Below are 21,286 nucleotides of genomic sequence, written 5' to 3'. Positions count from 1 at the left end.
GAACAAGTGTTACAAGTAACAAAAACAGATTTATTAGGATCATTAGGTGGAGCGGTAGTATTAACATCATTTATTCTATTCCTTGCAAATATATTAGTATGATATATATAAATACAATCATTCAAAAAAAATAAAGACTCTAGCATATTAGTAAGTAGTTAATATGTTGGGGTCTTTTTTGTTTTCCTCTTATATATACCTTCAAGTATGAATACTCCTTCCGTCATGTAAAGAGAAAAAAGTCGAATTTTATATGTAAGAAAAAAAGAGGAATTTGACAGAAAAGATAGAAAATTTTAAAGGTCAGAATTTGTTAGCTTGCTAACTAATTTCTATTAATTGATGTTGGAAGCGTTTTCGGTTGGTTTATAGCATGGACCATTTAATCTATTTACAGGGGGATGAGGATTTTATGAAACAAAAATCTATGGATACGCTAGCTGCACAAATGGAGGACTTTTTTCCAGTACGTGATGTAGATCATTTGGAATTTTACGTAGGAAATGCAAAGCAATCAAGTTATTACCTTGCGAGAGCATTCGGATTCAAAATTGTGGCTTACTCTGGGTTAGAAACTGGTAACCGTGAAAAGGTATCTTATGTTCTTGTGCAAAAAAATATGCGTTTTGTTGTGTCTGGAGCTTTAAGTAGCGACAATCGTATTGCAGAGTTTGTAAAGACTCATGGTGATGGCGTGAAAGATGTGGCATTACTTGTTGATGATGTTGATAAGGCATACTCGGAAGCAGTGAAACGTGGTGCTGTTGCGATTGCTCCACCTGTGGAATTAACAGACGAGAACGGTACACTGAAAAAAGCAGTTATTGGTACGTATGGTGATACAATTCACACGCTTGTAGAGCGTAAAAATTATAAAGGAACATTTATGCCGGGATTCCAACAGGTGGAGTTTAATATTCCGTTTGAAGAGTCAGGTTTAATTGCTGTAGACCACGTAGTTGGTAATGTTGAAAAAATGGAAGAGTGGGTTAGTTATTACGAGAACGTTATGGGCTTTAAACAAATGATTCATTTTGATGATGACGATATTAGTACAGAGTACTCAGCGTTAATGTCAAAAGTAATGACGAATGGAAGTCGTATTAAGTTCCCTATTAACGAGCCAGCAGATGGAAAGAGAAAGTCGCAAATTCAAGAGTATTTAGAGTTCTACAATGGAGCGGGGGTACAACATCTTGCTTTACTAACAAGCGATATCGTTAAAACAGTGGAAGCGCTGCGTGCAAATGGTGTGGAGTTTTTAGATACACCTGATACTTATTATGATGAGTTAAGTGCACGAGTTGGAAAAATTGATGAGGAAATTGATAGATTAAAAGAATTAAAGATTTTAGTAGATCGTGATGAGGAAGGATACTTACTACAAATCTTTACGAAACCAATTGTAGATCGTCCAACTTTATTTATTGAAATCATTCAACGTAAAGGTTCTCGCGGATTTGGAGAAGGGAACTTTAAAGCATTATTCGAATCAATTGAAAGAGAACAAGAACGTCGCGGAAACTTATAAGATTTGTATCCACCAGCAAAAGTCTTTTTGCTGGTGGAAATTTCATTTTCATAGGGAGGAATCATGATGAAATTTGTTACATTTCGTCTTCCTTCGAAAGAAATGCGAGCTGGATGGCTTGAAGGTGACAAAGTAATTGATATGAATCTTGCTAGTGATGGGAAATTACCTTCTTCTATGTTCGCCTTTTTAGAGAAAGCCGATGAGTATGTAGAAGTATTGCGTAAGATTAAGAATCCGGAAAAGGGTGTATATTCCTTAGAGGAAGTACAATTAGCGGCGGCAATTCCTAATCCGAGTAGTATTCGGGATTTTTACGCGTTTGAACAGCATGTAAAAACAGCACGCGGCCGAAGAGGGCTGGATGTTGTACCTGAATGGTATGATTTCCCGGTTTTTTATTTTACGAACCATCGTGCTGTAATTGGTCCGGATGATTTTGTAATCGGTCCGAAGAAATCTAAAAAACTTGATTATGAGCTAGAGATTGCTTGCGTCATTGGGAAAGAGGGAAGAAATATTTCTCGTGAGCAAGCAGAAGAATATATTTTTGGTTATTGTATTATGAATGACTGGAGTGCAAGGGACTTACAAGCAACGGAAATGAAGGTAGGACTCGGTCCGGCAAAAGGAAAAGATTTTGCAACTTCATTAGGAGCGCACCTTGTTACGAAAGAGGAACTCGATGTTTATCGTAACGGTGACCGTTATGAGTTAGAGATGGCTGCTCATGTAAATGGGAAGCTATTATCAAAGGGGAATTCCCAAGATATTTACTATACATTTGCTGAAATGATTGAACGTGCTTCAGAAGACGTTACGCTATATCCAGGCGATGTGATTGGTTCTGGGACAGTAGGAACAGGTTGTATTTTAGAGCTGGGTACGGAAGAGTGGCTGCAAGATGGAGATGTTGTAGAACTTACGATTACTGGTTTAGGTACGTTACGTAATACGGTCAAAAAAGAAATGGAAGCAGGTGATGGGCATGTTTTATCGTCACATGGGGGAGCTACCTCATAAACGACATGTACAATTCCGTAAAAAGGATGGATCGCTCTATCGCGAACAGGTAATGGGAACGAAAGGTTTTTCTGGTACGCAGTCTATTTTGTACCATCAATATATGCCAACGGAAGTAGGGCATGCGGCATTATCTCATTCTTGTCAGTTGCAGTATGAAGAAGATGTAGCTCTTGCTCATCGTCATTTTCGCACGAAAGAAAATAAAAAAACTGGCGATGCAGTAAGCGGAAGAAACTTTATGCTTGGGAATGAGGATTTATTAATTGGAGTAGTGACTCCAACAGAAAAAATGGACTATTTCTACCGTAATGGTGATGGCGATGAAATGTTATTTGTTCATTACGGAACAGGGAAAATTGAAACGATGTTTGGGACGATTCACTATCGAAAAGGTGATTATGTAACGATTCCAATTGGAACAATCTATCGTGTTATTCCAGATGAAGGAGAGACTAAGTTTCTTGTTGTAGAGGCAAATAGTCAAATTACAACACCGCGTCGCTATCGTAATGAATACGGACAATTGCTAGAGCATAGTCCGTTTTGTGAGAGAGATATTCGTGGTCCTGAAAAATTAGAGACGTATGATGAAAAAGGTGAGTTTGTCGTAATGACAAAGTCGCGGGGATATATGCATAAACATGTTTTAGGGCACCATCCGTTAGATGTTGTTGGTTGGGATGGCTATTTATACCCGTGGGTCTTTAATGTAGAGGACTTTGAACCAATCACAGGTCGTATTCATCAGCCGCCTCCAGTACATCAAACGTTCGAAGGTCACAATTTCGTTATTTGCTCTTTCGTACCACGTTTATACGACTATCATCCAGAATCTATTCCGGCACCATATTATCATAGTAACGTGAATAGTGATGAAGTACTGTACTATGTAGAAGGAAACTTTATGAGCCGGAAAGGTGTGGAAGAAGGTTCTATTACACTTCATCCGAGCGGAATTCCGCATGGGCCGCACCCTGGGAAAACAGAGGGAAGTATAGGGAAGAAAGAAACGCTTGAACTAGCTGTTATGATAGACACATTCCGTCCGCTTCGTATTGTAAAACAAGCACATGAAACAGAAGATGAAAAGTATATGTATAGCTGGATTGAAGAAGGTTCACATACTGTGAAATAGGTAAAAAGAGGCATGCTCACTAAGGGAGCATGCCTCTTTTATGGAATCGACATGTATAATAATACCAAAAAAAAATATGGAAAGATATATAGAAACAATGATAAGGATTATTGTATGTTCCGAAAGATTTCTACTTATTTCGACAAAAGTATTGACTGGGGAAAGTGCTATTAGTAAAATAAAAAAGCGAATTAAAAATTTTCAGAAAATTTAAAACTTGGAGGAGCATGCTATGAAGCAAATTTTTCAAAAGAAGCCTATTGCAAAGTTAATGCAAGAGAGTAAGCAAAAGACTTTAGCAAGAACATTGGGTGCATTGGATTTAACTATGCTTGGAATCGGGGCAATTGTTGGAACAGGTATTTTTGTTCTAACAGGCGTGGTAGCAGCAAAACATTCTGGACCAGCTATTATATTATCATTTGCGATAGCCGCGTTAGCCTGTGCCTTTGCTGCATTTTGCTATGCTGAATTCGCTTCTTCAGTTCCTGTCTCAGGCAGTGTGTATACGTACACATATGCGACGATGGGAGAGGTATTCGCATTTTTAATTGGATGGGACTTAATGCTTGAGTATTTACTCGCTACATCTGCTGTAGCAAACGGTTGGTCTGCTTATTTTCAATCTTTATTAAAGGGATTTGGAATCCATATTCCTACCATTCTCTCCTCGGCCCCTGGTACAGGAAAGGGTGGAATAATTGATTTACCTGCGGTTCTAATTATTTTAGTAATGACAGTTCTTTTATCTAGAGGTGTTCGTGAAAGTGCACGAATAAATAACATTATGGTGTTTATTAAATTAGCGGTTGTTCTCATATTTATCTTTGCTGGTTTTAATTATGTAAAACCTGAAAATTGGACACCTTTTATGCCGTTTGGCTTAGATGGTGTAATGGCAGGAGCTGCTACAGTGTTTTTCGCATTCATAGGGTTTGATGCAGTTTCAACGGCCGCAGAAGAAGTGAAACGTCCACAACGTGATTTACCAATTGGCATTATTGCATCTTTATTAATTTGTACGGTTCTTTATATTGTCGTTTCACTTATTTTGACAGGGATTGTTCCATACGGACAGTTGAATATATCAGATCCAGTTGCTTTTGCGCTTCAATTTATTGGACAAGATAGTTTAGCAGGAGTAATTTCAGTAGGAGCAATTACGGGAATTACAACAGTAATGTTAGTTATGATGTATGGGCAAGTACGTGTTTCGTATGCAATGAGTAGAGATGGATTATTGCCGAAGCGTCTTGCTAAAGTCCATCCAAAATTTAAAACACCATTTTTAAATACATGGACAACAGGAATTATTGCAGCACTTATTTCAGGATTAATAGATTTAAATGTGTTAGCGCATCTTGTAAATATGGGGACTTTATCAGCCTTTGCACTTGTAGCTGTAGCTGTTATTGTAATGAGAAGAACTCATCCAGATTTACCAAGAGCATTTAAGGCACCGCTTGTACCATTTTTACCAGCATTAACAGTGATTTTTTGTTTATACTTAATGCTTCAATTATCTGGAACGGCTTGGATTAGTTTTGGGGTATGGATGATTATCGGTGTTGCAGTTTACTTCTTATATAGCCGAAAACATAGTGCTTTAAATAATAGTAAAGACGAAGAAGATGCAGCAAATTTATAAGTTGAAAAATCCATCCTAATTCTGTTAGGGTGGATTTTTTGTTCTGAAAATTTACATTTTTCTGATTTGATTATAAGATAATTAATGGTGAACTAAAGGGGGGAGAAATATGAAAAATACGTGGCGGGATTTACGAGAAATGGACCGAAACATATGGATTCGGTTTATTGGCGAAACGTTAAATGGAATTGCAATGATGATGTTGATGCCCTTTTTTGCGTTATATTTAAAAGATAAGGTGGATTCGTTATTAGAAGTAGGAGTTATTATGGCACTTTCTCCGATTGCTGCAAGTTTCGGTTCTCTTCTTGGTGGGAGGATTGCTGATATATATGGAAGAAAGCCAATCATGATCTTGTCAATGGTGAGTAATGCATTGTTCATGCTAGGTTTTTTATTTATAGAAGGATTTATTCCTTATGCTATTTTATCTATTTTTTTAGGGCTCAGTAATTCATTATTTCATCCCGCTGCATCAGCAATGGTTGCGGATGTAACAGCGCCTGAAAAGAGAACCGAGGCATACGGTTTATTGCGGATGGGATATAATATTGGTGCTGCGATTGGGCCGATAATAGGGGCATCGGTGGTGGTACTTTCAAAAAATGTTGTGTTTATTATTGCTTCATCCACAATGCTGTTTTATGCACTAATGGTGTTATTTCTTATTCAAGAAACAATGCCGAAAGTTACGGATGAAAATCCAGAGAATAAAGATGAAAAAACAGTAGCAGTTTGGAAAATTGTATTTCAAGACAAAGTGTTAATGATTTACTTATTAGCAGGTATCATTGTTTCGATGGGATTTTCTCAAACAGAAGGCATGTTGCCGCTACACTTTGATAACGAAATGAAGGGTATCTTTGGTACTAACAATCCATATCCATATTTAATGGCTTTAAATGGACTATTAGTTGTGTTGTTCCAGTTTCAAATTTCAAAATGGGCCACAGATAAACCTGTCGGCAAAACGATGTTATATGGTGCATGTTTGTTCGGGATTGGTTTGTTCTTTATAGGATGGTTACCGAAGTGGTTTGGAGAATTTGATGCAAATGCTACGATTATTTTAATAACGTTGCTGTTTGTTTATACCATATATACATTAGGTGAGATGATTATGTCGCCTGTACAGATGACGTTTGTAGCGAATTTGGCTCCTGAGCATTTGAGAGGGACTTATATGGGAGCTGCGAGTTTGCAGTGGATTACAGGAGGCGCACTCGGTCCACTTTTGGGAGGTTTTTTATTAGATCAATTACTTGGCCACTTGCTATTTACAATTTTAGCTATAGGATGTGTAGTTGCAGGTATTGTATATGTTTCTTTAGATCGTCTCGTTGAACAAAGGCAAAAAGGCACACTGACTAAGCAATCTTCTTAATGAGTAGATGACATACACGAAAAGGGGATTTCTACATATTCTAGGTACATAACTAGATTGAGCTGTAATTTTATATATGTATGAAGAAATTTAAGTGGAAAAAGTATAGAAAACCAATAAGTGGTGTCATTTATTTATTTGTAGAAGTTACATTTTATTTCAAATAGGAACTACCTATTTTTATAAAAAGTGCTAAAATAGAAAAATGAAAACAATTGGTTAGGGTGATTTCAGTGACAAAAATTAAATTAGGTTTATTATATGGTGGAAAATCAGCTGAGCATCAAGTTTCGCTACAAACGGCTCTTGCTGCTATTAAAGCATTAAATCAAGATAAATTCGAGATTCATCCAATTTATATTACAGAACAAGGTCAATGGGTGCGCGGTGAGCGTATTGAAGGTGAAGTAACAGATGTTGAAGTTCTAAAAATGAGCGGTGCAGAAAATGCGATTTCTCCGTTATCATTAAGCACAGAAATCATTCCATCTGCAGCTTCTGAGGAAAATGCTATTGACGTTATTTTCCCATTACTACATGGACCAAATGGTGAAGATGGAACAGTTCAAGGATTATTAGAATTAATGAACATTCCTTATGTAGGAAATGGTGTTTTAGCATCTGCTGCTGGTATGGATAAAGTTGTTATGAAAAACATCTTTGCAGAGGCTGGATTGAAACAAGCAAAATATGCATCATTCATTCGTAGCACATGGGAAAAAGATCGTGAAACAGCATATGAAAAAGTAGAAGAAGTATTAGGATATCCTTGCTTCGTAAAACCAGCAAACCTTGGTTCAAGTGTTGGTATTAATAAGTGTAAAAATCGCGAAGAACTTGAGAATGCATTTGAAGAGGCGTTCCAATTTGACCGTAAAATTATTGTAGAAGAAAATATTGTTGGACGTGAAGTAGAAGTTGGTGTACTAGGTAATGATGAGCCGAAATGTTCAGTTGTAGGTGAAATCGTACCGAAAAAAGACTTCTATGATTATAAGTCGAAATACATCGATGGCGATACAGCGTTAATTATTCCAGCTGAAATGACAGAAGAAGAGTCTAACGTTATTAAGCGAGATGCAATTATTGCATTCCAATCGTTAGATGGTGCTGGCTTAACAAGAGCTGATTTCTTTTTAACGAAAGATGGAGAAGTATATATTAACGAAGTGAATACGATGCCAGGATTTACGCCGTTTAGTATGTTCCCTCTATTATGGCAACATACTGGATTACCGTATCCGGAATTAATTGAAGAGCTAATCAATTTAGCAATTGCGCGTCACGAGGAAAAACAAAAAATTAAATATACAATCTAACAAAAAAGGAGGAGGCACTATTCGCAGGAATAGTGCTTCCTCTATGTAAGGAGTGTTTTCATGATAAATCGAACGTTAAAACAAGTGGAACAGATGGTAAATGGCACGGGATTAGCAGAGCAATATGAGGGGATTACTATACAAGGAGTGTCTATTGATACGAGAAAAATTGAAAAGGGAAACTTATATGTTCCAATTCAAGGTGAACGTTTCGATGGACATGCTTTTGTAGACAAAGCTGTTGAAAATGGAGCTGTGGCGACATTATGGATGAAAGATGTAGCAAATCCACCCGAGAATCTTCCAGTTATTTTTGTAGAAGACACGCTATCGGCATTACAAATGTTAGCGAAAAATTATCGCGATCAATTGGATGTGAAAGTTATTGGTGTGACGGGTAGTAACGGTAAAACATCTACAAAAGATATTGTAACAAGTCTTCTTGCGACTAAATTCAAAGTTCAAAAAACAGAAGGCAACTTCAATAACCATATCGGGTTACCGCTTACTATTTTAAACTTAGAAGAAACTACAGAAGTAGCTGTATTAGAAATGGGTATGTCAAGCCGAGGGGAAATTGAATTCTTATCTAAGTTAGCACGGCCAAATGCAGCTATTATTACGAACATTGGTGAGGCACATTTAATGGACTTAGGCTCTCGTGAGGCGATTGCTGAAGCGAAATTAGAAATTGTAACAGGATTACAAGAAGGTGGAGTATTCGTATATAACGGAGATGAGCCATTATTAACAAATCGTGTTCCTGAAATGAATTTAATAGCTGAAACAGTTACGTTTGGTGACGCTAGAGCAAATGATTACTATCCGACGACTGTAACATTACAGGCAACTGGGACACACTTTAAAATGAATAGAGAAGAAAATATTTCATTCTATCTACCGGTATTAGGAAAACATAATGTGTACAATACGCTTGCTTCAATGGCAATTGCGAAACATCTCGGTGTAACGTGGGAAGAGATGAAAGAAGGTTTAGTTACACTTCAAATGACAGGCATGCGTATGGAGATTGTAAAAACAAATAGTGGTTTAACAATTATCAATGATGCCTATAATGCGAGTCCAACGGCTATGGAAGCAGCATTCCATTTAATGAATGGTTTAGATGGATTTGCTAAAAAGATTGTTGTACTCGGTGATATGTTAGAGCTTGGAAATCAAGAGGTACAGTTTCATTATGAAGTAGGTAAATTAATCGATCCAGCAAAAATCTCATATGTGTTCACATATGGTAAATTAGGGGCTCAAATTGCTGAAGGAGCGAAAATTAATTTCCCTAATGAACGTGTAAAGGCGTATGATAATAAAGAAGAGTTAGTGAAAGAGTTGCAAGCAGTAGTCGATGCAAAAGATGTTGTATTAGTAAAAGCATCTCGCGGTATGAAATTGGAAGAAATAATTACGATGTTGAAATAATTGGTGTATATAAATAGGGATGATAGCTACGAAAATAGAAGAAACTTATAATAAGCGCTTACAGTAAATATAAAAAAATAAAAGTGAAGAAAAAAACTCTGAATATGAAAATAAGGTAACAGTTGGGTTTGCTTTTTACACATACAAAACTTATAATTGATAAAGTGTAATAACGTTTAGAAGTATTTTCGCGAAGAATATACGCCCGTTTATATACGTGAGCATTCAGGAAAAGGGCTTTTCCGCAAATTCGGAAAACGCCTTTTTTTAAATGATAAGTATAGGATAGAAAAGGAGAAGTAACATTGACAACATTTCGAGAATTAGGATTAAGTGAGTCTTTACTGCAATCTGTTGAAAGCATGGGCTTTGAAGAGGCTACGCCGATTCAAGCTGAAACAATTCCACATGCATTGCAAGGTAAAGATATTATTGGGCAAGCGCAAACAGGTACAGGGAAAACAGCAGCATTCGGATTACCACTACTAGATAAAGTGGATACAAATAAAGAAGCCGTTCAAGGTATTGTTATCGCGCCAACGCGTGAATTAGCAATTCAAGTTGGAGAAGAGCTATACAAAATTGGTAAACATAAACGCGTTCGTATTTTACCAATCTATGGTGGTCAAGATATTAACCGCCAAATTCGTGCTCTAAAAAAACACCCACACATTATTGTTGGTACGCCGGGTCGTATTTTAGATCATATTAACCGTAAAACACTTCGCTTACAAAACGTAGAGACTGTTGTTCTTGACGAAGCGGATGAAATGTTAAACATGGGCTTCATTGAAGATATTGAAGCGATTTTAACAGATGTGCCAGAAACACATCAAACATTATTATTCTCAGCGACAATGCCAGATCCAATCCGTCGTATTGCTGAGCGTTTCATGACTGAGCCTCAACACATTAAAGTAAAAGCAAAAGAAGTAACAATGCCAAACATTCAGCAGTTCTATTTAGAAGTGCAAGAAAAGAAAAAGTTTGACGTGTTAACACGCTTACTAGATATTCAATCTCCAGAGCTTGCAATCGTATTCGGTCGTACAAAGCGTCGTGTTGATGAATTATCAGAAGCGTTAAACTTACGTGGTTATGCAGCAGAAGGTATTCATGGTGACTTAACACAAGCGAAGCGTATGTCTGTACTACGTAAATTTAAAGAAGGTGCTATTGAAGTTCTTGTTGCAACAGACGTTGCTGCACGTGGTCTTGATATTTCAGGCGTAACACACGTATATAACTTCGATATCCCACAAGATCCAGAATCATACGTTCACCGTATCGGTCGTACTGGTCGTGCAGGTAAAAAAGGTATTGCAATGTTATTTGTAACACCACGTGAATCAGGACAATTAAAAAATATCGAGCGCACAACAAAACGTAAAGTTGATCGTATGGAAGCACCGACACTTGACGAGGCATTAGAAGGTCAACAACGTTTAATCGCTGAAAAACTTCAAAGCACAATTCAAAATGAGAATTTATCATACTACAAGCGTATTGCAGAAGAAATGTTAGAAGAGAACGACTCTGTAACAGTAGTAGCTGCTGCTTTAAAAATGATGACAAAAGAGCCAGATACAACTCCAATCGCTTTAACATCAGAACCACCAGTTGTTTCAAGAGGTGGCGGTTCTAAAAAACGCGGCGGTAACGGAGGCGGATACCGTGATGGTAACCGTAATCGTAGTCGTGACGGACGCGGCGGTGGCGATGGTCGTAACCGTGATCGCAATCGTGATGGACGCGGTGGTGGCGATGGCCGTAACCGTGATCGCAATCGTGATGCTGGTAACCGTGATCGTAATCGTGATGGCGGTAGCCGTGGTCGTAAAGGTGAAGGTCAAGGTCGCCCTGGATCTTCAAATGGACGTGGCGAAAGAAAACATCATAGCCGTCCACAAGCTTAATACAAAAGAGAATGCCCTTTGCTGGCATTCTCTTTTTTTATTTCTGTAATTGTACATACTACATAATAACTTGTGTAGAAAAGAGGTGCTACATGCTTGTAAGACTTGGGTATGTTGCGATGAGTGTACATGTAAAGAACGCATCTCCATCTCAAACGATGACATATGCGCAGTTTCAACGAATTGATGATCGAGAGGCTGCAATTCGTAAACTCGAAAGAATTGCTAATTCGAATTTAGAAAATTGCTTACGGTTATTAAAGCATAATAAAGGGCATGATATATCTTTCTTTCGGCTTAGTTCCAAGCTTGTTCCTTTAGCGAATCATGAGGAGTTGTTAGAGTGGAACTATATTCGCCCCTTAAAAGAAAATTTAAAAGTGCTAGGTGATTACGCTATTCGAATGAATATGCGTATTGATTTCCATCCAGATCATTTTGTTGTGCTGAATTCACCTGAGGAGAAAATTTTTAAGCAATCTGTAAAGACATTGCAGATGCATAAAAAATTATTAAAAGGTATGGGAATTGAACATAAGCAACGATGCGTATTACATGTGGGCGGAGGTTATAACGATAAGGAGCTCGCGTTAGAGAGCTTTATAGAAAATTGGTCAAGGGTTCCAAGGGGTATCCAAGAGATGGTCATATTAGAAAATGATGATACGACCTTTTCTTTAGAAGAAACATTGTATTTAGGTGAAAAGTTAGATATTCCAGTCGTGTTTGATCTGCATCACCATATGATGAATCATGATCGAGAAGATTGGCATGAAGATTGGGCGCGTGTTGTACATACGTGGGAATCGTCTTTGTTGCCAGTGAAAATGCATATTTCTAGTCCTAGAGAAGGAAAAGACCCGAGAGCACATGCGGACTTTATTGACGTAGATACTTTTTTATCTTTTTTAAAAAAGATAAAGGGAAGTGTTCCGCAAATTGATTGTATGATTGAGGCGAAGATGAAGGATGAGTCTTTATTTCAATTAATGAGAGATTTAAGTAAACAAACAGAGGTAGAAATTGTCGATGGTGCGAGCTTTTATATTAAATAAGCTCTGCACCATCGAATTTTTTTGCTAATAAAGGAGTGCAAATACCGCCAATGATCAATCCTGTTAAATGGCTTATAGGGTTAGCGGAGGGATTGAAGAAAGTGAATAGTAGTAATATACATATCATGATTGAAAAAATAGCAATGTCTCTTGGATTGGAAGAACGATATCGACTATACAATAGAAATAATTGCGCTCCTAGCAATCCGAAAATACCACCAGATGCCCCGGCATGAATATATTCAAGAGGCATAATAAGATAAGAAGAAATATTTCCAAGAATGCCAGAAAGGAAAAAAATAATGATGAAAGAAAAGTGCCCTAGTTGTTTTTCGATAGAAGAGCCGAGCACAAATAAACAAATACTATTAGAAAGGAAATGTTGTAAGTCTACATGTACAAGTAAGGAAGTTATGAGACGCCACCATTCTCCTTTAGCGATATATTCATTGTAGGATGCCAGGGGAAAGAGAAAAAAGTCGCCTAACATAATCATGACTAATTGTATGAGAAGTAAAGTGATGACGATTGGTTGTAAGGAAATGCGGATAGTAGGTATTAGCATGTTGTTAGTATCACTCCTTTTGCATCAGAAAGATTCTCTGTTATTCTTACAATATGAAAAAAGAAAGCTAAATAGAAGAAGGGGATTTTGAAATGATTGTAGGGATTGGAATCGATATTATTGAATTGAATCGAATTGAAAAAATGCTAGATGGAAAACTTAAATTTATGGAGCGTATTTTAACTGAAAGTGAACGTAATGTTGCTAAGGAACTGAAGGGAAGCCGCCTTACAGAGTTTGTAGCTGGAAGATTTGCAGCGAAAGAGGCGTATTCAAAAGCGGTAGGGACTGGTATCGGGAAAGAAGTAAGTTTTTTAGATATTGAAGTAAGAAATGATGATAGAGGTAAGCCCATTCTCGTTGCAAGTACAGAGCATATTGTTCATTTATCAATTAGTCATAGTAGAGAATTTGCTGTTGCTCAAGTTGTTTTAGAAAGCTCGTCACGCTAGTCTGCATATTTTATATCTTTGTCTCATATATTTGATGTAGCGATAAGGAAGGTACATCTTCCATTCATTTATAGGGGCAAAGGGGCTGAAGTGATGAAAAGGCGTCTGTTTTTAGTTCTTGTCGGTTTATTAACCGTTTTCGTGTTGGCGGGTTGTATGGAAAAGAAACAAGATGATGTTGTGAGAGATTTAGAGGCGAAAGTAAAAGGGATGAAAAGTTATCAAGCTGAAGCAAAACTATCTATTAAAACAGGGAATGAGCCTCAAGAGTATAAGGTAGAAATATGGCATAAGGAACCTTCTTTTTATCGTGTAAATTTGCAGAATGCGAAGAAAGATCAAAGTCAAATTATTTTAAGGAATGAAGAAGGGGTGTTCGTATTAACGCCAGCGCTTAATAAGAGTTTCCGTTTCCAAAGTGATTGGCCGCAAAATAGTAGCCAGGCTTATTTATATGAATCCCTTGTGAGAGATATTTTGCAGGATAAGAAAAACCTTACTTTTGAAAAAACAGATAAGTATTATATTTTTAAAACAAAAACAAACTATCAACATCAAAACATGTTACCGAAACAAGAGATTACATTGAAGAAAAGTGATTTAACACCAGTTTCGGTGAAGTTAATGGATAATGATCAAAATGTTCTTGTGAAAGTAGATTTCTCAAAAGTGAAATTTGATGCGAAATTTGATAAAGGTGCATTTGATACGAAACAAAATATGTCTAGAGCACAAGTAGATGTTCCAACAACAGCGAAAGAAGACAAACCATTTGCAATTTTGTATCCGCGTGATACGCCGCAAGGTATGGTTTTGAAAGATGAAAAAGAGTTGAAGACAGACAGTGGCAAGCGTGCGATACTCACATACACTGGAAGTAAGAAATCCTTTACTTTGATACAAGAAAAGGCAAAAGTTGCAGAGGCTTCGTCAGCGATAAGTGTGAGCGGAGAATTAGTTGATCTTGGCTTTACAATTGGGGCATTGACGAAAGATTCTTTAACGTGGTCGCATAACGGAGTAGAATATATGCTCGTGTCTAAAGGTTTAGAGCCGAAGGAGCTATTAATGGTTGCTCGTTCAGTTACAGAGAAGCAAGTGAAGTAAACTTCTTAGACGTGGTGATATATGTGCACCACGTCTTTTCTTAGTTTGAAGGGTGGATTTCATAAAAGAAGCATATAAAAGAATAAGCTTCGCATATCGTGTATAAGGAAGTGTATTTATGGAAGAATCACCATTTTACCGTGACACTTGGGTGGAAGTGGATTTAGATGCGATCTATAACAATATTACACACATTAAAAATTTCATTCCAAGTGATGTAGAGATTTTTGCTGTAGTTAAAGCGAATGCATATGGACACGATTATGTACCGGTAGCTAAAACGGCATTAGAAGCGGGGGCGACAAGGCTAGCGGTTGCCTTTTTAGATGAAGCTTTAGTGCTTCGAAGGGCTGGTATTACTGTGCCAATTTTAGTATTAGGTCCTTCTCCGCCTCGTGATGTCAATGTAGCTGCTGAAAATGATGTGGCGTTAACTGTTTTTCAAAAAGAATGGGTGGATGAAGCGATCAAACTTTGGGATGGTTCATCTATAATGAAATACCATATTAATTTCGATAGTGGTATGGGGAGAATTGGGATACGCGAACGCAAAGAATTAAAAGGATTTTTAAAGAGTTTAGAAGGTGCACCGTTTTTAGAATTAGAAGGAGTTTATACACATTTTGCAACAGCGGATGAGGTGGAGACTTCTTACTTTGATAAGCAATATAACACATTTTTGCAGCAGTTAAGTTGGTTGAAAGAGTTCGGAGTGGATCCTAAGTTTGTCCATACAGCTAATAGTGCTGCAACGCTACGTTTTCAAGGGATTACATTTAATGCAGTACGAATTGGCATTGCGATGTATGGGTTATCCCCATCCGTAGAAATACGCCCTTTTTTACCGTTTAAATTAGAGCCAGCGCTATCATTGCATACGAAAGTTGCTCATATTAAACAGGTGATTAAAGGGGATGGAATTAGTTATAACGTCACTTATCGAACGAAAACGGAAGAATGGATTGCAACTGTTGCAATTGGATATGCAGATGGATGGCTTAGAAGATTGCAAGGATTTGAAGTGCTTATAAATGGTAAAAGGGTACCGATTGTAGGTCGAGTAACAATGGATCAATTCATGATACATCTTCCTTGTGAAGTGCCGCTTGGTACGAAAGTTACACTCATTGGAAGACAAGGTGATGAGTATATTAGTGCTGCTGAGGTTGCTGAATACTCAGGGACCATTAATTATGAGGTTATTGCAACGATAAGTTTCCGTGTGCCGAGAATATTTATACGGCATGGCAAGGTTGTAGAGGTAATTAATTATTTGAATAATATATAGAAGGTAGTATGTTTTGCTTCTTGTCATTTGAGAGGACTGTTCATTGGTTAAGAATAAGCTCATTTTTGATGAGAAGCTTTGTACTTATAGTTACGTTTAACATAATTTAACGTGAATTTTGCGGAGAAACTCTTTCGCTTCTTGTTTGTAATGAGATAAAAAATAAAAGAATATGAATGTTTTGTTTGTGAATTGGAAAACATAAGCAAGGAATAAGGAAGTCTTTGCAACAGGCTCCATACAATGGTATTATTACAATAGGTGTCATATATATATTTGGGTGTGTAGTTGACGGTGGAGGTGTATTTTTGTGTCCGAATCAAGTGTAACTACTGAAATCGTGGTTCGGTTGCCAAAGCAAATGGTAACGGAATTGGACGGAATTGGAAAACAAGAGAATAAGAATCGCCATGAACTAATTTGCCAGGCAACACAACTGTTATTGCGTCAACATAAGACGAAGAAACGCTACCAACATGAATCAATGCGACGTGGGTACATTGAAATGGGAAAAATTAATCTTGGTATTGCATCTGAAGCTTTCTTAGCAGAGTATGAAGCAGCTCATACAGTAGAACGCTTAGTTAGCGGGGGGTAATATTTTGATTGTAAAACGCGGCGACGTGTATTTTGCAGACCTTTCCCCAGTTGTTGGTTCTGAGCAAGGAGGCGTTCGTCCGGTTCTTGTCATTCAAAATGACATCGGAAATCGTTTTAGTCCAACGGTGATTGTAGCGGCTATTACTGCACAGATTCAAAAAGCTAAATTACCCACTCATGTGGAAATTGATGCGAAAAAGTACGGTTTTGAGAGAGATTCTGTTATTTTACTTGAGCAGATTCGAACAATCGATAAGCAGCGCTTAACGGACAAAATCACTCACTTAGATGAAGTGATGATGATTCGTGTAGATGAAGCGCTACAAATTAGTTTAGGACTAATAGATTTTTAAATCGGCAGTTTAAGTTGCTCTCTTTACAGGGCAACTTTTTTTTATTATAGAGGAGGTTACGGTTGTATATGGAAATGGTAGATAATCGACAAGCGTTAATGAAAATGTTAGTGAAGGAATTAGGCTTTACCGAAAAGCAAGTTCGTCATGTTATTCAATTAACAGAAGAAGGTAACACAGTTCCATTTATTGCTCGTTACCGAAAAGAATGGACAGGCTCTTTAGATGAAGTGCAAATTCGTGCGATTTTAGAGAGATGGCAATATATGATGCAGCTTGAAGATAGGAAAGAAGAGGTTCTTCGTCTTATTGATGAGAAGGGGAAACTGACAGGAGAGTTACGTCAGCAAATTGTTAAAGCTGTAAAGTTGCAAGAAGTAGAAGATTTATATCGTCCATATAAAGAGAAAAGAAGAACGAAAGCAACGATTGCGAAAGAAAAAGGACTAGAGCCGTTAGCTGAATGGCTATTGTTATATAAGAAAGAAGATCCAAATCAGAAGGCAGTGGAGTTTATTAACGCAGAGAAAGAAGTACAATCTGCAGAAGAGGCATTGCAAGGTGCCCAAGACATTATTGCAGAAATTGTTTCAGATGAAGCGGCGTATCGTAGTTGGATTCGAAATGTTACTTTTAGAAAAGGTGTTATGTCTTCGTCCGTAAAAGATGAAGAGAAAGATGAAAAGAATATATATGAAATGTATTACAGTTATGAAGAACCGTTGCAGAAGGTAGTACCGCATCGTGTATTAGCGATGAATCGCGGTGAGAAAGAAGATATATTGAGAGTTTCTGTTGTTCCACCGGTAGATGAGATAGTAACTTTCCTATATAAGAAAGTAATTCGTGATAACGATTCTAAAAGTGCCCATTATGTAAAGTTAGCGATTGAGGATGGTTATAAACGATTAATTCAATCCTCTATTGAAAGAGAGCTTCGAAAAGAATTAACAGAAACAGCTGAGGAACAAGCGATACATATTTTCTCTGAGAACTTACGTAATTTGTTATTACAACCTCCGATGAAAGGGAAGGTTGTGTTGGCTGTAGACCCTGCATATAGAACGGGTTGTAAATTAGCTATTGTAGACGATACGGGGAAAGTTCTATATATTGATGTTATTTATCCGCATCCACCAGTGCGTAAATATGAAGATGCAAAAACGAAAGTTCTTTCTATTATAGATAAATATCAAGTTGAAATGATTGCGATTGGGAATGGTACAGCTTCTAGAGAATCAGAAGAATTTATAGTTGATGTATTACAAAATGTGAAACAAGAAGTCTTCTATATTATTGTGAACGAGGCTGGTGCGAGTGTGTATTCGGCTTCTGATTTAGCACGTGAGGAATTCCCGGATTTACAGGTTGAAGAAAGAAGTGCTGTTTCTATCGGCAGACGTCTGCAAGATCCGCTTGCTGAACTTGTAAAGATTGATCCTAAATCAGTTGGGGTTGGACAATATCAACATGATGTATCGCAAAAGAGGCTGAATGAATCGTTAACGTTTGTAGTAGAGACGGCAGTTAACCAAGTCGGTGTGAATGTAAATACAGCTTCAGTTGCTTTATTACAATATGTTTCGGGTTTATCGAAAACTGTTGCGAAAAATATTGTGGCAAAGCGTGAAGAAGAAGGGAAATTTACAAAAAGAACAGACTTAAAGAAAATACCGCGTCTAGGTGCGAAGACATATGAACAATGTATAGGTTTTTTACGTATATTAGAAGGAGCAAATCCGTTAGATCGAACGGGTATTCATCCAGAACAATATAAAAATGTTGAATTGTTATTGAAGATTCTAGGATTATCAAAAGATGATGTAGGGCAGCCGCAGTTGCAAAAGAGCTTAGAAGAAGTAGAGATTTCTAAGTTATCGGAAGAAACGGGAGTTGGAGAACCGACGTTAGTTGATATTATAGATGCACTCATTAGTCCAGAGCGAGACATGAGGGATGAGTTACCTAAACCGCTTCTGAAAAAAGGGATTTTGAAATTAGAAGATTTAAAACGTGGTATGGAACTGGAAGGAACAGTTCGTAACGTTGTTGATTTTGGTGCTTTTGTTGATGTAGGTGTAAAACAAGATGGTTTAGTACATATTTCTAAACTGAGCAAACAGTATGTGAAGCATCCGTTAGATATTGTATCTGTCGGACAAATCGTCAAGGTATGGGTAGATGATATTGATACGAAAAAAGGTCGCGTTGCGCTATCTATGTTGCCGATTGAATAGTAAGAGAAGAGAGCAGATGAAACTGCTCTTTTTTTATGGGATAAAACGTGTAATGGATTATGAGCTTTGATGTATTTTGCTATAATAAAACCAGCATTCATTTAGTAATTTAATTTGATGCCGGTTTTTTTCAAAATATGCGCGTTGCATTTGTTTTTTTAGCCACGTAGGCATAGGAATCCCTCCTTGTTTAATCCTACTCTCAAAAATCTAAGGTACTATTGATGAGAGGTTGGTGAGTGGATTTCTATTTATGCTATGTTTTTAGAAACCACGCTTCTTGAATGAGGATGGGTATATGTACTATTTAATATATGTATAAGGGAGGAGAAAAGTGTAAAAATATTTTTTAGTTTAGGAGGAATGAGAGTGGATACACAAGAAATACAGCGTCTGGTGGAAGAAGTATCACTACAATACTTCGGAATGCCATTTTTACATAAAGCTATGTTTAATAGTAGGTTGCGTACAACTGGTGGACGTTATCTATTGAATACACACAATATTGAACTGAATTATCGATATTACGAAATATATGGGAAAGAAGAGTTAGTCGGAATCATTAAACATGAGCTTTGTCATTATCACTTACATATTACAGGAAAGGGCTATAAGCACCGGGATAGAGATTTTCGTGAACTGTTAAAAGAAGTTGATGCGCCACGCTTCTGTAAACGAATAATTAATGAAGAGAAGGAAAAAAAGGTTTATACGTATGAATGTATGGGCTGTTTGCTTCAATATGTAAGAAGACGTCAAATAAATACCACAAGATATGTCTGCGGAAAGTGTAAAGGGAAACTGAAGCTGATAAAGAAAACATCTTGACAGTGAAAACGCAATCCAGTATATTATAAACATGTCACGTGTGTACAAGATGCTGTGAAAAAACATCTTGACTTACGATGAGAAATTTTATAAGATACAAATTGTCTTTATTATTCCGCAGTAGCTCAGTGGTAGAGCTATCGGCTGTTAACCGATCGGTCGTAGGTTCGAGTCCTACCTGCGGAGCCATACAGAGAAGTACCCAAGTGGCTCAAGGGGCTCCCCTGCTAAGGGAGTAGATCGCTAACGCGGTGCGAGGGTTCGAATCCCTTCTTCTCTGCCATATATACTGGCCCGTTGGTCAAGTGGTTAAGACACCGCCCTTTCACGGCGGTAACACGGGTTCGAATCCCGTACGGGTCACCACTTCGGAGGATTAGCTCAGCTGGGAGAGCACCTGCCTTACAAGCAGGGGGTCGGCGGTTCGATCCCGTCATCCTCCACCATATAAATTATATAAGTAGTATCATCGCGGGGTGGAGCAGCACGGTAGCTCGTCGGGCTCATAACCCGAAGGTCGCAGGTTCAAATCCTGTCCCCGCAACCAAATGGTCCCGTGGTGTAGTGGTTAACATGCCTGCCTGTCACGCAGGAGATCGCCGGTTCGACCCCGGTCGGGACCGCCATTTTAACTTCTGCTATTTGGCAGTTGTTTTTTATTGGACATTATGTTACAATAACATTTGTCTTTGAAAAGAAAATAAACATTTCGATGGGCTATAGCCAAGCGGTAAGGCAACGGACTTTGACTCCGTCATGCGCTGGTTCGAATCCAGCTAGCCCAGCCATTTACGAGCCATTAGCTCAGTTGGTAGAGCATCTGACTTTTAATCAGAGGGTCGAAGGTTCGAATCCTTCATGGCTCACTTTTGTTTTTTCCGCGCGGTCGTGGCGGAACGGCAGACGCGCTAGGTTGAGGGCCTAGTGGGGGAAACCCCGTGGAGGTTCAAGTCCTCTCGGCCGCATCAAAAATCTTTTTTGAAAAAGTACTTGCATTTGAAAATGTAGTATGATAAGATAATTGAGTCGCCAAAATACAACGACGAAAAAACATCATGAATAAGCGCCCGTAGCTCAATTGGATAGAGCGTTTGACTACGGATCAAGAGGTTAGGGGTTCGACTCCTCTCGGGCGCGCCATAACGGGAAGTGGCTCAGCTTGGTAGAGCACCTGGTTTGGGACCAGGGGGTCGCAGGTTCAAATCCTGTCTTCCCGACCACGCGGGTGTAGTTTAGTGGTAAAACAAGAGCCTTCCAAGCTCTGGTCGAGAGTTCGATTCTCTTCACCCGCTTTTAGTTCTTTGAAAACTGAACGAAACAAACAACGTGAAACGTCAATTTTTATTTTTAGATGCTAGACAAACTAACTTTATTGGAGAGTTTGATCCTGGCTCAGGATGAACGC

The 21,286-nt window shown here is 38.0% G+C and carries 19 protein-coding genes and 12 tRNA genes; 29 read left to right on the top strand and 2 right to left on the bottom strand.

All coding sequences use genetic code 11. The features are described 5' to 3' along the window. The 10 genes from MR113_RS22830 to uvsE form a co-directional block, all read left to right on the top strand. A partial coding sequence (locus MR113_RS22830) for a DUF3948 family protein (RefSeq protein ID WP_242256959.1) occupies window positions 1–102 on the top strand: 102 nt, incomplete at its 5' end. A gap of 310 nt (window positions 103–412) precedes the next feature. Continuing rightward, entirely contained in the window at window positions 413–1,531 is a 1,119-nt protein-coding gene (gene hppD, locus MR113_RS22825) for a 4-hydroxyphenylpyruvate dioxygenase (RefSeq protein ID WP_061680014.1), read from the top strand. A gap of 66 nt (window positions 1,532–1,597) precedes the next feature. Next, window positions 1,598–2,554, top strand: a complete 957-nt coding sequence (locus tag MR113_RS22820; protein ID WP_242256958.1) for a fumarylacetoacetate hydrolase family protein — start codon at window positions 1,598–1,600, stop codon at window positions 2,552–2,554. Beyond that, on the top strand, window positions 2,520–3,692 hold the full coding sequence (locus MR113_RS22815; RefSeq protein ID WP_242256957.1) for a homogentisate 1,2-dioxygenase: 1,173 nt from the start codon (window positions 2,520–2,522) through the stop codon (window positions 3,690–3,692). Before MR113_RS22820 ends, MR113_RS22815 begins: the two co-directional genes overlap by 35 nt. 232 nt (window positions 3,693–3,924) lie before the next feature. After that, window positions 3,925–5,340, top strand: a complete 1,416-nt coding sequence (locus tag MR113_RS22810) for a branched-chain amino acid transporter BcaP (RefSeq protein ID WP_242256956.1) — start codon at window positions 3,925–3,927, stop codon at window positions 5,338–5,340. A 109-nt stretch (window positions 5,341–5,449) separates the two neighbouring features. Continuing rightward, a complete protein-coding gene (locus tag MR113_RS22805; RefSeq protein WP_242256955.1) occupies window positions 5,450–6,724 on the top strand; it encodes an MDR family MFS transporter in 1,275 nt (424 codons plus the stop codon). Window positions 6,725–6,957: 233 nt separating this feature from the next. Beyond that, a complete protein-coding gene (locus tag MR113_RS22800; protein ID WP_242256954.1) occupies window positions 6,958–8,043 on the top strand; it encodes a D-alanine--D-alanine ligase in 1,086 nt (361 codons plus the stop codon). 60 nt (window positions 8,044–8,103) lie between these two features. Beyond that, window positions 8,104–9,480 (top strand): UDP-N-acetylmuramoyl-tripeptide--D-alanyl-D-alanine ligase, encoded by a 1,377-nt coding sequence (murF, locus tag MR113_RS22795; RefSeq protein ID WP_242256953.1) that lies wholly within the window; start codon window positions 8,104–8,106, stop codon window positions 9,478–9,480. Between the two features lie 305 nt (window positions 9,481–9,785). After that, entirely contained in the window at window positions 9,786–11,396 is a 1,611-nt protein-coding gene (gene cshA / locus MR113_RS22790) for a degradosome RNA helicase CshA (RefSeq protein ID WP_061680008.1), read from the top strand. A 92-nt stretch (window positions 11,397–11,488) separates the two neighbouring features. Further along, on the top strand, window positions 11,489–12,451 hold the full coding sequence (gene uvsE / locus MR113_RS22785; RefSeq protein WP_242256952.1) for a UV DNA damage repair endonuclease UvsE: 963 nt from the start codon (window positions 11,489–11,491) through the stop codon (window positions 12,449–12,451). Here the strand turns inward: uvsE and MR113_RS22780 are convergent. Beyond that, a complete protein-coding gene (locus MR113_RS22780; RefSeq protein WP_242256951.1) occupies window positions 12,444–13,016 on the bottom strand; it encodes a rhomboid family intramembrane serine protease in 573 nt (190 codons plus the stop codon). The two genes, uvsE and MR113_RS22780, sit on opposite strands and share 8 nt — an antisense overlap. 92 nt (window positions 13,017–13,108) lie before the next feature. Between MR113_RS22780 and acpS the strand changes: the two genes are divergently transcribed. The 6 genes from acpS (at window position 13,109) to MR113_RS22750 (ending at window position 19,053) form a co-directional block, all read left to right on the top strand. Next, a complete protein-coding gene (gene acpS, locus MR113_RS22775; protein ID WP_242256950.1) occupies window positions 13,109–13,468 on the top strand; it encodes a holo-ACP synthase in 360 nt (119 codons plus the stop codon). Between the two features lie 156 nt (window positions 13,469–13,624). Beyond that, window positions 13,625–14,575: a LolA family protein gene (locus tag MR113_RS22770; RefSeq protein ID WP_033656280.1), complete on the top strand. Its 951-nt coding sequence runs from the start codon at window positions 13,625–13,627 to the stop codon at window positions 14,573–14,575. 118 nt (window positions 14,576–14,693) lie between these two features. After that, complete coding sequence (gene alr, locus MR113_RS22765; RefSeq protein ID WP_242256949.1) at window positions 14,694–15,863, top strand: alanine racemase; 1,170 nt, start codon at window positions 14,694–14,696, stop codon at window positions 15,861–15,863. A 310-nt stretch (window positions 15,864–16,173) separates the two neighbouring features. After that, window positions 16,174–16,461, top strand: a complete 288-nt coding sequence (locus MR113_RS22760; protein ID WP_000004570.1) for an antitoxin EndoAI — start codon at window positions 16,174–16,176, stop codon at window positions 16,459–16,461. Window positions 16,462–16,465: 4 nt separating this feature from the next. Further along, on the top strand, window positions 16,466–16,816 hold the full coding sequence (gene ndoA / locus MR113_RS22755; RefSeq protein WP_000635963.1) for a type II toxin-antitoxin system endoribonuclease NdoA: 351 nt from the start codon (window positions 16,466–16,468) through the stop codon (window positions 16,814–16,816). Window positions 16,817–16,884: 68 nt separating this feature from the next. After that, window positions 16,885–19,053: a Tex family protein gene (locus MR113_RS22750; RefSeq protein WP_242256948.1), complete on the top strand. Its 2,169-nt coding sequence runs from the start codon at window positions 16,885–16,887 to the stop codon at window positions 19,051–19,053. A 57-nt stretch (window positions 19,054–19,110) separates the two neighbouring features. On the opposite strand, the gene cmpA is transcribed toward MR113_RS22750, so the two are convergent. After that, the gene (gene cmpA, locus MR113_RS22745; RefSeq protein WP_001143639.1) at window positions 19,111–19,227 is read right to left on the bottom strand and encodes a cortex morphogenetic protein CmpA; all 117 of its coding nucleotides are present in this window, start codon (window positions 19,225–19,227) and stop codon (window positions 19,111–19,113) included. Window positions 19,228–19,422: 195 nt separating this feature from the next. On the opposite strand from cmpA, the gene MR113_RS22740 reads away from it, so the two are divergent. The 13 genes from MR113_RS22740 (at window position 19,423) to MR113_RS22680 (ending at window position 21,173) form a co-directional block, all read left to right on the top strand. After that, entirely contained in the window at window positions 19,423–19,881 is a 459-nt protein-coding gene (locus MR113_RS22740) for a SprT family protein (protein WP_242256947.1), read from the top strand. A gap of 114 nt (window positions 19,882–19,995) precedes the next feature. Continuing rightward, window positions 19,996–20,070: transfer RNA gene (locus MR113_RS22735), tRNA-Asn, on the top strand. Between the two features lie 3 nt (window positions 20,071–20,073). Then, a tRNA-Ser gene (locus MR113_RS22730) sits at window positions 20,074–20,164 on the top strand. Window positions 20,165–20,172: 8 nt separating this feature from the next. Further along, window positions 20,173–20,247 (top strand) — tRNA-Glu (locus MR113_RS22725). Window positions 20,248–20,251: 4 nt separating this feature from the next. Next, a tRNA-Val gene (locus MR113_RS22720) sits at window positions 20,252–20,327 on the top strand. A gap of 24 nt (window positions 20,328–20,351) precedes the next feature. Next, window positions 20,352–20,428 (top strand) — tRNA-Met (locus MR113_RS22715). A gap of 3 nt (window positions 20,429–20,431) precedes the next feature. After that, window positions 20,432–20,507 (top strand) — tRNA-Asp (locus MR113_RS22710). A gap of 87 nt (window positions 20,508–20,594) precedes the next feature. Then, window positions 20,595–20,669, top strand: a tRNA-Gln gene (locus MR113_RS22705). 5 nt (window positions 20,670–20,674) lie between these two features. Then, a tRNA-Lys gene (locus MR113_RS22700) sits at window positions 20,675–20,747 on the top strand. Window positions 20,748–20,763: 16 nt separating this feature from the next. Then, a tRNA-Leu gene (locus tag MR113_RS22695) sits at window positions 20,764–20,846 on the top strand. A gap of 98 nt (window positions 20,847–20,944) precedes the next feature. Beyond that, window positions 20,945–21,021: transfer RNA gene (locus tag MR113_RS22690), tRNA-Arg, on the top strand. Window positions 21,022–21,024: 3 nt separating this feature from the next. After that, window positions 21,025–21,101 (top strand) — tRNA-Pro (locus MR113_RS22685). Window position 21,102: 1 nt separating this feature from the next. Beyond that, window positions 21,103–21,173 (top strand) — tRNA-Gly (locus MR113_RS22680). Window positions 21,174–21,286: the final 113 nt, after the last annotated feature.

The organism is Bacillus cereus group sp. BfR-BA-01379, assembly GCF_022663605.1.
GTDB classification, from domain to species: domain Bacteria; phylum Bacillota; class Bacilli; order Bacillales; family Bacillaceae_G; genus Bacillus_A; species Bacillus_A mobilis.
Note: the sequence above shows the minus strand (reverse complement) of the source record. Positions and strands in the feature narration are given on the sequence as shown.

What these genes read in the sequence shown, in the direction of transcription:
- alr (WP_242256949.1), top strand. Translation starts at nt 14,694, where the DNA reads ATGGAAGAATCACCATTTTACCGTGACACTTGGGTGGAAGTGGATTTA.
- cmpA (WP_001143639.1), bottom strand. Translation starts at nt 19,227, where the DNA reads ATGCCTACGTGGCTAAAAAAACAAATGCAACGCGCATATTTTGAAAAA.
- MR113_RS22820 (WP_242256958.1), top strand. Translation starts at nt 1,598, where the DNA reads ATGAAATTTGTTACATTTCGTCTTCCTTCGAAAGAAATGCGAGCTGGA.
- MR113_RS22780 (WP_242256951.1), bottom strand. Translation starts at nt 13,016, where the DNA reads ATGCTAATACCTACTATCCGCATTTCCTTACAACCAATCGTCATCACT.
- MR113_RS22810 (WP_242256956.1), top strand. Translation starts at nt 3,925, where the DNA reads ATGAAGCAAATTTTTCAAAAGAAGCCTATTGCAAAGTTAATGCAAGAG.
- MR113_RS22815 (WP_242256957.1), top strand. Translation starts at nt 2,520, where the DNA reads ATGTTTTATCGTCACATGGGGGAGCTACCTCATAAACGACATGTACAA.
- MR113_RS22750 (WP_242256948.1), top strand. Translation starts at nt 16,885, where the DNA reads ATGGAAATGGTAGATAATCGACAAGCGTTAATGAAAATGTTAGTGAAG.
- MR113_RS22805 (WP_242256955.1), top strand. Translation starts at nt 5,450, where the DNA reads ATGAAAAATACGTGGCGGGATTTACGAGAAATGGACCGAAACATATGG.
- hppD (WP_061680014.1), top strand. Translation starts at nt 413, where the DNA reads ATGAAACAAAAATCTATGGATACGCTAGCTGCACAAATGGAGGACTTT.
- murF (WP_242256953.1), top strand. Translation starts at nt 8,104, where the DNA reads ATGATAAATCGAACGTTAAAACAAGTGGAACAGATGGTAAATGGCACG.
- uvsE (WP_242256952.1), top strand. Translation starts at nt 11,489, where the DNA reads ATGCTTGTAAGACTTGGGTATGTTGCGATGAGTGTACATGTAAAGAAC.
- MR113_RS22770 (WP_033656280.1), top strand. Translation starts at nt 13,625, where the DNA reads ATGGAAAAGAAACAAGATGATGTTGTGAGAGATTTAGAGGCGAAAGTA.
- acpS (WP_242256950.1), top strand. Translation starts at nt 13,109, where the DNA reads ATGATTGTAGGGATTGGAATCGATATTATTGAATTGAATCGAATTGAA.